We start from the raw sequence: 14,100 nt of genomic DNA on the forward strand, positions 1-14,100 counted from the left end.
TTTTACTTTGCTTAGTGCGCAGCCAATGCCTTGCGCTGCGCGCGTGTCATCCGCGCCCGTGCAATCGAGCGCCCTACCCCTGCACGCAGGTCATCTAGGAGTGCATAAATCGTGGGCAAAAATAGCAGCGTGACCACGGTAGAGAACGCCAAGCCACCGGCAATCGCGCGCGCCATTGGGTAGTACGGCGGACCTTCCCCCCCCACTTGGGTGGTGGAAAGCGCGATCGGAATCATCGCCAAAATCGCGGTGCCCATCGTCATCATGATGGGGCGCAGGCGCTCGCGACTGCCTTCCACCAGCGCATCGATCCGCGGCAGCCCTCGGCGGCGCAAGTTATTGATGTGCTCGATCATCACGATGCCATTATTCACCACCACGCCCATCAGCACCAAAATGCCAATGAACGCCATGATGTTGAATTCGGTTCCAGTGATCCACAGCGCCCAATACACGCCAAAAATGGAAAACGCCACGCAACTCATGATCGCCAGAGGAAACAGCAGCGACTCAAACACAGAGGCCATCACGATAAACATCAGCACCAGAGCAATAACGATATTGCGCAGCATCTGCTGGTTCATATCGATATTCATGCCAAAGCCACCACCTTGGAAGGTGTAGCCATAGCCGGGCGGGAAATCGATAGCCTTCAGCGTGCTTTCGATCTCTTTCTTGGCCTCCTCCATCGTGGCACCGGATACTAGGCTGGCCTGCACTTTCAACATCGTCTGCCGGTTCATGCGCTGAATTCCGCGCGCCGACGGCTCCATGCTTACATCAACCATCGCCAGCAGCGGCACGCTGCGCCCGTCCGGAGCGCGCACGGTAAACGACTGCAACTCTTCAGGCCCGTAGTGGTCTGCGTCCTTGAAGCGCACACTTACCGGAATCTCAACTTCACCGCGCTGAAACTCACGCAAATTCGAACCGCGCAGAGCCAGCCCCACAAACTGCGCCACCTGCTGGGCATTGAAGCCGTAGCTCGCCGCACGCTCGCGGTTCACACGTACTTTCAACTCACTATTAGCATCACCCAAGTCCACGCGCACATCACGCAACGCTTTACCTTTCGCCAAGATCGGCAGCACGTCGTCCGCCAATTCCTTCAGCACTTGGGTGGAATCGCCGGTGAGGCTAAATGAGATGCTTTGATCACTTCCGCCCATCCCACCTTGTCGCCCCATCCCGATATTGGCACGCGCCGACTTCGGCAGACCCTCGCGAATTTCATCACTGATTTTTTTCGCCTGCTTAGCATCTTTCACATCTAGCTCGGCACGTGTCATCGCCCAGCCTTGCTCGGCATAGCGCGAATAAATTTGTTTAATTGCAAACTTCTTGCGGTTCGTATCGAGGTATTTTTCAACCTCTGCCACCACCTGCCCCATTTGCTCTTTGGTGTAAGAGCCCTGCCATTGGTAGAAGATACCCACCTGGGTCGGGTCTTCTTCGTTGCCTGAATCGCCTTTGGAGAAATGAATTGGAATGAAGCTCAGCGCGCTAATCAGCACGATCCCTGCCACGCTCCAACCACGGTTCAAAAGCGTCCAGCGCAGCACGCGGGCATAGCGATCTTGCAGGCGCGTAATCAGCGGCGACTTCACCGCCGGTGGCGTTTGCATCTTGGCCGACAGCATCGGGATCAGGCTCACCGCCACCAACCAAGAGGCCAGCAGCGATACCGAAATCGTCACCGCGAGCTGGGTCAAATAAATGGTCAGCATATTTTTCCCACCAAACATCATGGGCAAAAATACGATGCAGTGGCATAGCGTCCCCGCCGACAGCGCAATCGCGACATGGCGTGTACCCACGATCGACGCAAGCCGCGGCTGGCTGGGGTATTTTTCACGCTCTTGGTAAATGCTTTCTACCACCACCACGGCGTTATCCACCAGCATCCCCACCGCCAGCAGCAGGCCCATCATCGACAAGATATTGAGCGAAATGCCCGCAAAGTACATGAAGCCTAGCGTCATCACGAAACAAATCGGAATAGCCAGCGTCACCATCAGCGTGGACGGCCAGTGGCGCAAAAACAGATACAGCACGACGACTGACAACAGCAGACCAATCAGCCCTGCTTCCGCCAACGCCATCAGCGAACTAGTGACCTGTTCGCCTTGGTCCTCATGCACATCGATCGAAATCCCCGCCATTGCGGGCTCACGCCGAAGCACTTCTAACTCCGCACGCACCGCGCGCGATAGATCCACCAAGTTGGCGGCGCGCTCTTTGTAAATATCCACACCCACGCTGGGGCGTCCATCCACCTGCCGCACATAATTCATGCGCTGCGCCTGCATGGCGACATCGGCAATATCACCCAGCTTCGTGCCGCGCGCATTGATTGGTAGATCGCGTAGCTGCTCAAGCGTGGTCATTTCGCCCTTCGGCTGGATCCGCAAACGGCGACCATCATCGGTGATCTGCCCACCTGATACCGAAAAGTTTGCGGCCTGCAAGCGGCTCACCAGTTCGTTGAGCACCACGCCATTGGCGGTGAGGCGGTCAGGGTCAATGGCAACAACCACTTCCTGCTTCGGCACGCCCTCTACTTCAATTCGCGCCACGCCTGGCAAGCGCTCTAAACGTCGCTTGATGCTCTGATCGATGAGTTCAGCACGCGCAGTAAGATCATCTTTACTCGTTAGGCGCAGGCTCATCGCCTCTTCGTCCCCCGTATTCCAGCGGCGCACGAAATAGCGTTTGAAGTCATCGGGAAGCTGGTCACGGATGGCATCAATACGTTCACGCGCCTCAGAGGCCGCTACTGCGATATCGCGCCCCCAATCGGCGAACTCCACAAACACACCGCCACTATCGGCACTGGCATTGGCATTGAGCGATTTAATGCCCGACATCGTTGCCAGTGCTTCCTCCACAGGCCGCACTAAGTTGCGCTCAACCTCTTCCGGTGTTGACCCCACATAAGGCAGCTGCACAAAGAAGAACGGCGCCGACGCTTCGGGCTGCGACTCTAACGGCAGGCGAAACGCCGCGATCAGGCCAATCACCACCATCGACACAAACAGCATGATGGTAGTGACGGGGCGACGGATGGAAAGTTCAGTGATATTCATCCGTGCATCACCCTGCCGTACCACCTAAGGAATCGTGTTCGTGCGAAAGCACATCAGCAACTGCGGCAGCATCTTTACGTGCGCGCCGACCACGTTCGGCATAAAACTCGTCGGGTTTGCGGTCCAATAGGTCATACACCACCGGGATCACTAACAGCGTCAGCAGAGTCGATACCAAAAGACCGCCAATCACCGTAATGGCCATGGGGCTGCGCACTTCGGCACCATCACCAACGGCCAAGGCCAGCGGCAGGAAGCCGAACACCGCGCATAGTGTCGTCATCATGATTGGGCGCAAGCGCGAACGCGCACCTTCAACCAGCGCCTCGCGCTTGGCCACGCCCTCTTCGCGCAGCTGGTTGACCTTGTCGATCAAGATAATGGCGTTTTTCACCACCAACCCCACCAGCAAGATCAAACCGATAAACACCACCACCGAAATAGGCGAACCTGTGAGTGTGAGTGCGGCAACCGCGCCCACCAGTGCCAGTGGAATGGTGAACAAGATCACGAAGGGATGCAGCAGTGATTCAAACTGCGAGGCCATCACCAAATACACCAAAAACACCGCGAGGCTAAATGCAAATACGAGCGAGCGGATCGACTCATTTAGCTCCTGCCCCTGCCCACCGATCTCCATCCCAATATCCACTCCAAGCGGATTTTCAGCCACCATCGCCTCAACCTCGCGAATGGCGGCGCCAAGGTCGATATCGCGCAGGTTAGCCGACACAATCGCCACGCGGTGGTGATCCGCACGATGAATCTCACTTGGTCCGGTGGTGGCAATCACCTGCGCCACGGCATCAAGTTCAATCGGTGTGCCTTTTGCAGTGCCAATGATGAGATGGCGAATGTCTTCCACCGAAGCGCGGTCAGATTCCTGCGCGCGCACCAGAACGTCGATCTTACGGTCGCGGAAGCTATAGCGTGTGGCCACTTCGCCATTGACCTTTTTCACCACCGCGTCCGCAACTTGCCGCGTGGTAAGCCCCAGCGCCGCGGCGCGGTCTTGGTCGAATACGATCTGAATTTCAGGAAAGCCCTGCTCCACCGTCGATTTCACATCGGCATAGTGCGCATTGGCACGCAGCATCTTGGCGAGTTTGTTGCCCGCTGTGCGGATTGTTTCTAGGTCTTGTCCTTCCACCTCAATTTCTAGCGGCGGCGACAACGAGAACAATTCTGGGCGCGCAAAATCTACCTGCACACCGGGATGCTGCGCCATGGTTTTACGCAGCGCGTCGGTAAGCGGGCCTTCCGCATCATTACTTTGCATCACCACCGACAGCTTGCCGATGTTTTCACCGCTCTCGGTGGGGCTGGCATCTAGGCGTGTGCCGGCACCAGAGACGCCATACAGCACACGCACACCCGCATCTTTGGCATGCTGCGCCTGCACTTGTTTAATCAACGCATCGGTCTTCGCCAAGGGCGTACCCGGTGGTAGCTTGGCCGTCATATCGAAGCGGTCTTGCGCCAACTGTGGGATCAAATCGGTACCCAGCAACGGCAGCACCGCCAGCGTGGCTGCAAACGCAGCGCCTGCCACCAGCAAAATAGGTGCAGGGCGTGCCAAGGCACGCGGCAAGATCCGTAGATAGGCATGTTCAGCGCGGGCGTAAGGGGCCATCGCCATATCGCTGGCTTTGCGCATCAATGGGCCAACCACCGCACCAATGCCGCGCCACAGCCGCACAACCGCCCACACGATGCCAAAGAACCCATACTGAAACAGCCCAGCAACACCACGCCCGGCATACATCGCAGGTTTCTGCCAGGTCTTTTGCGCCTGCCACTGCGGGTGCGCGGCTTCTTCTGGGAAGCCCATCGGCGCACGACCTTTCAGTGCACTCAGCATGGGAATTAAGGTCATCGCCACCACCAGCGATACCGCAATGGCAATCGCCACGGTCAGCGCTTGGTCACGGAACAACTGCCCGGCAATCCCCTGCACAAAGACCAGCGGCAAGAACACTGCAATCGTGGTGAGTGTTGAAGCCACCACCGCCATGCTCACTTCCCGCGTGCCGGCAATCGCCGCTTCCAAGATACCTAACCCGCGCTCACGCGCTTTGGCAATGGACTCGAGCACCACGATAGAGTCATCCACCACAAGACCTGTGGCCAGCGCCAAGCCGCCTAGCGACATCACGTTCAAAGACAGGTCAAGCTGCCCCATGAAGAAGAACGTGGCGATGATCGACACCGGCAGCGACAGGCTGATGACGAAGGTGCTCCAGCCATCGCGCAGAAACAGGAAGATGATCAAGATCGACAAGATGCCGCCAATCACGCCATCCACTTTCACATCATGAATGGCATTACGGATGAATACCGATTGGTCTTCGATGGTCGTTAGCTCAACGCCGCGCGGCAGATGTTCGCGAATATCCTTGAGCTTAGCCTCCAGTGCGTCGGCGGTAGCCACGGTATTGGCATCGCCTTCCTTATACACCGCCAGTTCCACCGCTTCGCGGCCATTGAGGCGAATAATGGTCTCGCGCTCTTTATACCCTTGCCGCACTTCAGCCACGTCTTTAAGGCGCAGCGCTTGGCCGCCGCCCGCCGACGCGCTACTGCTACCCCCCGACTGTGCCAGCGCCGCCATCACGCTGGCGTTGCCGCTTGCTGCGGCCACGCGCATCGCCTGCTGGGTGCCACTATTGCTGGCCGCCGCCGCGCGTGTGGTAAGCAGCATATTGCGAATTTCATCCACCTTCGCAAACTGGTTCACCGTGCGCACAAGAAAGCGCTGCGAGCCTTCTTCCAAGCGCCCACCAGAAACGTTGACGTTTTCCTGCTGCAGGCGTTGGATCACGTTCTCTAGAGTCAGGCCAAGCTGTGCGAGCTTGCGCTGATCCACATCCACCTGCACTTCATCCTCTAAACCGCCGCCGACTTTCACCGCCGCCACACCGGTCACCGGCTCAAGCTTGCGCTTGAGGTCTTCATCCGCGTAGCGGCGCAGCTCCATCAGCTGACGAATTTCTTCATCACCGTGGCTATTTTCTTTTGCAGAAAGCGCCAACCGGATGATCGGCTGGGTGGACGGGTTAAACCGCAGCAGCACCGGCGGCTTGGCCTCCAGTGGAAATTGCAACGACTCCATTTTGTCGCGCACATCGAGGCTGGCCTGGTCCATATCGGTGCCCCAAGCAAACTCCAGCACCACATCAGACTGCCCTGTGCGCGAAATCGACTTCAGCTTGCGCAAGCCTTTCACTACGCCCAGCGCTTCTTCTGCGGGCTGAGAAATCAGCGTTTCAACTTCCGCAGGCGCGGCCCCTTCGTAATCGGTGCGCACGGTGAGCGTGGGGTAGCTTAAATCAGGCAGCAGATTCACCTTCAAACTGCCTAGCGCAATGAGACCAAATAGCACCAAAGTGACGGTCATCATCGCAATGGTGACGCGCCTACGCGTGGCAAACTCCACCAAGCTGAAGCCGCCACTGGGTGCATGCAGAGGGTCGTGCACGTCGTTCGGGCTCATTTGGCAGCGTCCACTTCCAACACTTTCACCGAGCTGCCTTCGCGCAGCGCCGCTTTACCTGCCACCACCACTTGATCGCCTGCTTTCAAGCCACTGCGCACTTCCACCCATGGGCCGTCGTCGTAGCCAAGCTTCAGCGCAACCCGCGCCGCTTTACCTGCACGAATCACGAACACCGCCGGATCGCCGCCATCTTCCAGCAACGCGTTACGCGGGATCACCAATGCATCGGCGCGCTGGTCATAGCGAATTTGAATGCGACCAAACATACCCGGCTGCAGCACATCGTTACTGTCAAATGCGCTGATCACGCGGAACGTGCCGCTACCGGCATCCACTACCGGCGAGACACGATCAATCTTACCCTCGAAGGTTTTGCCCGGCAGCGCGTCCACGGTGAGTTGCACCAACTGACCTGGCTTCAATTTTTCGATCTCACGTTCCGGCACGTTGAGCGTGGCTTCCAGCTTCGAAATATCCACGATGCTAAAAATCGGCGAGTTGATCTGCACGAAGTTGCCCGGCTTGATGTCGCGCGTGGCAACCACCCCGGAAATGGGCGCGGTCACGTTACCGTAGGACAACTCTAGCTTGGCCATCCGTAACTGAGCACGGGCATTTTCTAGGTCGAAGCGCAGCTGGTCTAAATCGTTGGCGCTCACCATTTTTTGCTCCGCCAGCTGGGTGGCGCGACGGTAGTTGGCTTCGAGCTTCTGCAGCTGCGCATTGGCCTGTGCTTCTTGCAGCACGGCGCGATCGCGGTCGATGCTGACCAGTGTTTGCCCTTCGCGCACGTGTTGCCCCACATCGGCCAGCACCTTCAGCGCGATACCTGAAGTCTTGGCCACCACCTGCGCTTCGGCGCGTGCCTCTAACGGTGCCGTTCCGCCATAGCTGGCTGAAATTGAGCGCTGCGCGGCTTTCGCCACTTCTACAGGAATCGCCTCAGCCGCCTGATTGGGCTTATCTCCCCCCGGCCCCGGCGCTCCGCTAATTTTGCAGGCCACTAGGCCAAATGAAAGCAACGCAATAAAACCAGCCCGTGAAGCAGTGCGATAGGTCATGTGCATGTGGGGAGATGAATGTTGTAGGTTGGTGTTGTAGTCAAGTATCTCACCTGACCGCTAATTGTTCTATCCGCCGAAGGTCATGGGTCAGTGAAAAAATAAATTCACAAAACTTGACCTATATCAAAATCATCTTTTATGGCTATACTGCGCCTGAACAAATGCCGAACACGATACACCGGCATCCACACACCAGACCATCACGGGACAGTCAGATGACGAGACCGCTGTTGCTTGCTGCAAGCCTGCTTATGTTGGCATCCACCGCCTACGCACAAACCCCGGCCCCTAAGACCGGAGACGCGACACGAGGCAAAGGGCTCACCTACACCTGCCGTGGCTGCCACGGGCTCACCGGCTACAAAAACGCCTACCCGAGCTACCACGTCCCCAAAATTGGCGGGCAGTCAGAAACCTATCTGCACAACGCGCTTTCAGAATACCGTACCGGTAAGCGCAAGCACCCCACCATGCAGGCCCAAGCGGAGAGCTTCTCCGAGCAAGATATCGCTGATATCGCCGCCTACCTATCCAGCCTGAAGTGAGCCGCGCCATGACCAAGATCACCATGACTCTGCTCGCCCTCGCCTGCGCGCTGTCCCTCTCTGCCTGTGGCGGCAACGCCAGTGGCGAACACGCGGCCGCCGATGCTTCCACCACAGATGTTCCCTCCAACGGCCTTCCCAAAGGCAACGCAGCCGCTGGCCGCGAGCTTGCCAATAAAGGCAGCAAGACGGTTGCCGCCTGCGCCTCCTGCCACGGCGCGGATGGCAACAAGCCGATTGATGGGATGTACCCGAAAATCGGCGGGCAATACGCCGACTACGTGGCGCACGCGCTGCTTGCCTACCGTGGCGGCACCCGCGCAGGCGCTACGGCCGACGTGATGGCCATTCAAGCCAAGGGCCTCAGTGACCAGCAAATCGCCGACCTTGCCGCCTATTTCGCCACAGCACCCAGCCAGCTGCGCGATCTACAGGGCGCGCCGTAAGCGTCACGCTCGTCGCGTTGTGGCATCTTAAGCACCGATACCGGAAAATACCCGTTTAGGTGCGAGTGCAGCCATGGGCAGAAGTATTGCCATTGACCTCAACCCCAAGTTCGAAATTGAAATCGAAGGCGGGCCGATTGCGACAGCCTTGGGTCTAGACCAAGACACCTTCTTTACGCTGCTCGAACAGCGCAAGATCGACCAGCTGTGCGAACGCGGCACGGAAGAAGATGAAGGCCTGTACCGCGCCTCGTTTTATTATGAAAACAAGCGCGCACGCATCGTGGTCGATAAAACCGGCAAGCCTATTGGCGAGATCGAGGCCAGCACGCGCGAGAAAGGTAAGCGCAGCGCGTCTTAACGCCTCATCTGCCAACCCTCCCAAACAAAACGGGGCGCGAAATTCGCGCCCCGCTCTTTATTCCTGCGCCTAAAACTTAGGCAAACGCGCTCTGGCACCACGCCATCAGCGGGCTCCATGCCCCCCCCAGCACCAGCAGGGCCAAGGCATTGACGCCAAATACCAGCTTCAAGGTGGCATCATCGCGCGGCAGCACAGGCTCACCCACTGGCTCGTCGAAGTACATCACCTTCATGACGCGCAGGTAGTAGAACGCACCGATCACCGCGCAAATAATGCCGACGATGGCCAGCCACAGCAGGCCGCCGTCGATGGCAGCGCGCAGCACCGCGAGCTTGGCCCAGAAGCCGAGGAACGGCGGAATACCGCACAGCGACGCCATCACGCACAGCACCATACCGGCGCTCCACGGGTCACGCGCATTCAAGCCCTTGAAGTCTTCGATCATATCGGCTTCAAAACCACGACGCGCCAGCAACACGATGGCACCAAACGCGGCGGTGGCCATCAGCGCGTAGCTGATCGCATAGAACATCGCAGCGGCGTAACCTTCAGGGCCACCACCGGCAAAGCCGAGGAAGGTGAAGCCCACGTGCGAGATGGTGGAATACGCCAGCATGCGCTTGAGGTTGGTCTGCATCAGCGCCACGACATTACCCACGATCAACGACAACGCAGCCAGCACCGCCAGCAGCGGTTGCCACTGTTCGGCCAAGGGGGCAGCGCCCACGCCAAGCAGACGCACCACCATGGCAAACGCAGCCAGCTTCGGAGCCGAACCAATGAACAGCGTGATCGGGGTTGGCGCACCGTGGTACACGTCGGGCAGCCACATATGGAACGGGGCCAGACCAAACTTGAAGGAGACGCCAGCAATCATGAACACCACGCCCGTCAGCAGCAGCATCGGCTGCGCCACGCTGCTCGCGGTATCGCGAATGGTCGCAAGGTCTAGGCTACCGGTTGCGCCATAAACCAGCGACATGCCGTACAGCAGCAGGCCCGATGCCAGCGCGCCCAGCACGAAGTACTTCATCGCCGCTTCCGAGGCCAGTGGGCTGTCGCGGTCCACCGCCACCAGAGCGTAGGAACTCAGCGCCAGCAATTCAAGACCGAGGTAGATCATGATCAGGCTACCGGCCGAGGTCAGCAGCATCATGCCCAGTGCGGCAAACATCACCAGCACCGAGATTTCGCCCTTATACAACCCGCGATCGCGGAAATACGGCCATACAAACAGCAGGGCGACGGCGGAGATTACGCACACCGACACCTTCAGCACATCGGCCATGGTGTCGCGCACAAACATGCCGTTCAGCACGGCGGTTTGTTCGCCACTGCCTACACCGGCCAAGATCAGCGCGGCGACAGCCAACAGTGAAAACACAGACAGCGTGTGGGTGATCGCCTTCTGGCTGTCCTTTAGGAACAGATCCAACATCAAAATGGCGAACGCGGCACCCACAAGTACCAGTTCGGGAATCAGCGGCAGCAGTTCGGTGGCCGCCGGCATGGCGAGAGTTGCTTGCATCGTCGTCATGTCCTCACAGCTTGGTCGCGGCGAGCTGGCTCGCCAATTGCGCGATGGAAGGTTCCATCAGGTCGGTCAGCGGCTTGGGATACACACCCAAGGCCAGAGTGAATACAGCAAACACGCCCAACACGATCCATTCACGCAGGTTGATGTCCTTCATTTCAGCCACGTGTGCATTGCCCACGTCGCCCCAAATGATGCGCTTGGTAAGCCACAGCGAGTAGCCCGCACCGATGATCAGGGTTAGCGCTGCGCCAAGGCCTACCAGCGGGTTCTGCTGGAAGCTGGCGAGGATCACCACAAACTCACCCACAAAGCCGCTGGTACCTGGCAGACCGCAGTTGGCCATCGCAAATAGCACCCAGAACATCGCAAACCACGGCATCACCTTGGCCACACCGCCGTAGTCTTTAATCATGCGGGTGTGCATGCGGTCGTACAGAACGCCCACGCAGGAGAACATCGCACCCGAGATAAAGCCGTGGCTGACCATCTGCACCATCGCGCCCTGAATACCGAAACGCGCGGTATCCACCAAGCCCTGATCGCGCACCAGCGAGAAACCGATAAAGATACCGAGGATCACAAAGCCCATATGTGCAACAGACGAATAAGCAATCAGCTTCTTCATATCCGGCTGCACCAGCGCCACCATGCCTACATAGATGATGGCAATCAGGCTGAAGGCAATCATCAACCACGCGAATTCGTGGCCCGCGTCCGGCACGATCGGCAAGGTGAAACGCAGGAAGCCGTAGCCACCGATCTTCAGCATAATCGCCGCCAGCACCACCGAACCACCGGTGGGCGCTTCCACGTGCGCGTCGGGCAGCCAAGTGTGCACCGGGAACATCGGCACCTTGATCGCAAACGCACCGAAGAAGGCAAAGAACAGCCAAGTTTGCTCGGTCATGGTCAGCGGCAGCGCGGCCATGTCGGCGATCTGCCAGCTACCGCCCTTCAGGTACAGGTAGATCAGGCCAACCAGCATGAACACCGAACCGAGGAAGGTATAGATGAAGAACTTCAGCGCGGCGTAGATGCGGCGCGGGCCGCCCCAGACACCGATGAGAATAAACATCGGAATCAGCATCGCTTCGAAGAAGACGTAGAAGAGGATTGAGTCGAGCGCGGCAAACGCACCGATCATTACGCCTTCTAGGATCATCAAGCTGGCGAAGTACTGCGACACGCGCTTTTGTACCGAGCCCCAGGCGCCAATCAGCACCAGTACGCCTACCAGCGCGGTCAGTGCAATCAGGGGCACCGAAAGACCGTCCACGCCGAGGTGGTACTGAATGTTGTAGGCCGGGATCCAGTCGCGCTGTTCAACAAACTGCATCGCCGCCGTGTCCATCTGGAAACCAGTGAACAGCGGGACGCAGAGCGCCAAGGTCAACAGGGCGAACGCGAGCGATACCCAACGGGCTAGCTCGGGCCGCTTGTTGCCCGCCATGAGTGAGAACACACCGCCGAGAATCGGCAGCCAGATTAAAAGACTAAGCAGGGGCCAGTGGGTCACGCTTGCAGTTCCATCCAATAGTGGTTCCGGCTTACTGCCAGTAGTGGTTAGCCATCGCCAACAGCGCGATGAGGCCAAGGATCATTGCGAATGCATAGTGGTAGAGATAACCCGATTGCACCTTACGCGCCATCGCCGCCACCATGCCGGTCAAACTCACGCTGCCATTCACGGCACCGTCAATCACACGGCTGTCGATCAGGTTAGAGCCCTGCCCTAACTTCAAGCTGCCACCCGCCAGCCCGCCGATCCACAGATCGTCCATGTAGAACTTACGCTGCAGCACCTTGATCGGCGCTGCCAGCGCACGTACCACGCCCGTCCGCAGCTCTGGCTTGATGATGTAGAGCAGCGTTGCCGTGGCAAAACCAAGGAAGGCCAGCCAGAACGGCAGAGTCATGAAGCCATGCAGCGCGAACGCCACCGGACCATGGAACTCTTCTGCGATCTTGGCCACCACGTTGTTTTCTTGCAGCACGTGGATCGAACCGGTGAAGAAGTCGCCAAACAGCATCGGGCCTGCGGTGAAGTACCCAATGACCACCGAAGCAATGCCCAGCAGCACCAACGGCACGGTGACCACCCACGGCGACTCGTGCGGCTCATGCGCACCATGGCCATGATCGTCATGCGCATGGCCATGATCGGCCTGTGCATGGCGGAAACGCTCTTCGCCGAAGAAGGTCAGATACAGCAGGCGGAAGCTGTAGAAGCTGGTGACGAAGGTCCCCAGAATCACCGCCCACATGCCGTACTGGGCAATCATGTCGCCGGGGTTGGCGTGCGCATGCAACTCGGCGGCAACAATAATCGTGTCTTTCGAGTAGTAGCCCGAGAAGAACGGCATCGCCACCAGCGCCAGCGTACCCAGCCACATGGTGATGTGGGTGATCGGCATGTACTTACGCAGGCCGCCCATCTTGAACATGTCTTGCTCGTGGTGCATGCCGATGATGACCGAACCCGCGCCAAGGAACAGCAGCGCCTTGAAGAAGGCGTGGGTCATCAGGTGATACACCGCCGCCGAATAGGCCGACACGCCCAGCGCCACGGTCATATAGCCCAGCTGCGACAGCGTGGAATACGCCACCACGCGCTTGATGTCGTTTTGCACCATGCCGATCAAGCCGGTCCAGAACGCACCCGTTGCACCGATAAACAGCACGAACGACAGCGCCGTGGTTGACAGTTCAAACAGCGGCGACATACGCGCCACCATGAAGATACCGGCGGTGACCATGGTTGCGGCGTGGATCAGTGCCGAAATGGGGGTTGGGCCTTCCATCGAGTCCGGCAGCCAGACGTGCAGCGGCACCTGCGCCGATTTGCCCATCGCACCGATGAACAGGCAGATGCAGATCACCGTCGGGATCGACCAAACATGCCCCGGCAAAATTTCTACAGTGGCATTTTTGATGGCATCGGTATTGGCAAACGCGGTGACGTAATCCAGCGTGCCGACCCAATACAGCACACCGGCGATACCGAGCAGGAAGCCGAAGTCACCCACGCGGTTGACCATAAACGCTTTCAGGTTGGCAAACACCGCCGTCGGTTTCTTGTACCAAAACCCGATCAGCAAGTAGGACACAAGGCCCACGGCTTCCCAGCCGAAGAACAACTGCATGAAGTTATTGCTCATCACCAGCATCAGCATACTGAAGGTGAATAGCGAGATGTAGCTGAAGAAGCGGGTGTAGCCGTCGTCATCGGCCATGTAGCCAATGGTGTAGATATGCACCAGCAGCGAAACGAAGGTCACCACGACCATCATCATCGCGGTGAGCTTATCCACCATGAAGCCTACGTCCACCGAGATGCTACCAGCCGTCAGCCAGTTATACAGATTCTCGTTGAACACGGCCGCGCCCTGCATCAACTGCCACAGCACATACATCGACAGTGCACTGCTGGCAGCCACGCCCAAAATCGTGACCGAATGCGAGGCGGTGCGGCCAATCTTCTTGCCGAACAGGCCCGCAATCAGGCTGCCGATCAACGGCAGCAGCACCACTAAAATCAAATGGGTTTTCGAGATGGCCATGC

9 protein-coding genes are annotated in these 14,100 nt (G+C 58.3%); 3 read left to right on the forward strand and 6 right to left on the reverse strand.

The window, feature by feature from the left end:
- Nucleotides 1-11: 11 nt before the first annotated feature.
- Genes KUL77_RS08490 through KUL77_RS08500 form a run of 3 tightly spaced genes read right to left on the reverse strand, consistent with a single transcriptional unit; the run spans nt 12 to nt 7,643 of the window.
- Nucleotides 12-3,086 carry an efflux RND transporter permease subunit gene (locus KUL77_RS08490; protein ID WP_297145718.1) on the reverse strand — a complete coding sequence of 1,025 codons (3,075 nt, stop codon included), beginning with the start codon at nt 3,084-3,086 and terminating at the stop codon, nt 12-14.
- A 7-nt stretch (nt 3,087-3,093) separates the two neighbouring features.
- Nucleotides 3,094-6,579 (reverse strand): efflux RND transporter permease subunit, encoded by a 3,486-nt coding sequence (locus KUL77_RS08495; protein ID WP_297145721.1) that lies wholly within the window; start codon nt 6,577-6,579, stop codon nt 3,094-3,096.
- On the reverse strand, nt 6,576-7,643 hold the full coding sequence (locus KUL77_RS08500) for an efflux RND transporter periplasmic adaptor subunit (protein WP_297145724.1): 1,068 nt from the start codon (nt 7,641-7,643) through the stop codon (nt 6,576-6,578). Before KUL77_RS08500 ends, KUL77_RS08495 begins: the two co-directional genes overlap by 4 nt.
- Nucleotides 7,644-7,897: 254 nt before the next feature.
- On the opposite strand from KUL77_RS08500, the gene KUL77_RS08505 reads away from it, so the two are divergent.
- The 3 genes from KUL77_RS08505 to KUL77_RS08515 all read left to right on the forward strand — a co-directional run bounded on the left by KUL77_RS08505 (nt 7,898) and on the right by KUL77_RS08515 (nt 8,998).
- The gene (locus tag KUL77_RS08505; protein WP_297145806.1) at nt 7,898-8,191 is read left to right on the forward strand and encodes a cytochrome c; all 294 of its coding nucleotides are present in this window, start codon (nt 7,898-7,900) and stop codon (nt 8,189-8,191) included.
- Nucleotides 8,192-8,199: 8 nt separating this feature from the next.
- Nucleotides 8,200-8,637, forward strand: a complete 438-nt coding sequence (locus KUL77_RS08510) for a c-type cytochrome (protein WP_297145727.1) — start codon at nt 8,200-8,202, stop codon at nt 8,635-8,637.
- A 73-nt stretch (nt 8,638-8,710) separates the two neighbouring features.
- Nucleotides 8,711-8,998, forward strand: coding sequence for a DUF6522 family protein (locus KUL77_RS08515; RefSeq protein ID WP_297145729.1), 288 nt, complete (start codon nt 8,711-8,713; stop codon nt 8,996-8,998).
- A 76-nt stretch (nt 8,999-9,074) separates the two neighbouring features.
- On the opposite strand, the gene nuoN is transcribed toward KUL77_RS08515, so the two are convergent.
- The 3 genes from nuoN to nuoL are packed head-to-tail and all read right to left on the reverse strand — an operon-like array spanning nt 9,075 to nt 14,098.
- Entirely contained in the window at nt 9,075-10,538 is a 1,464-nt protein-coding gene (gene nuoN, locus KUL77_RS08520) for an NADH-quinone oxidoreductase subunit NuoN (protein ID WP_297145732.1), read from the reverse strand.
- A gap of 4 nt (nt 10,539-10,542) precedes the next feature.
- Nucleotides 10,543-12,054, reverse strand: coding sequence for an NADH-quinone oxidoreductase subunit M (locus tag KUL77_RS08525; protein WP_297145734.1), 1,512 nt, complete (start codon nt 12,052-12,054; stop codon nt 10,543-10,545).
- 31 nt (nt 12,055-12,085) lie between these two features.
- On the reverse strand, nt 12,086-14,098 hold the full coding sequence (gene nuoL / locus KUL77_RS08530; protein WP_297145736.1) for an NADH-quinone oxidoreductase subunit L: 2,013 nt from the start codon (nt 14,096-14,098) through the stop codon (nt 12,086-12,088).
- Nucleotides 14,099-14,100 lie beyond the last annotated feature (2 nt).

The sequence above is a fragment of the Thermomonas sp. genome (genome assembly GCF_019104945.1).
Lineage (GTDB): Bacteria > Pseudomonadota > Gammaproteobacteria > Xanthomonadales > Xanthomonadaceae > Thermomonas.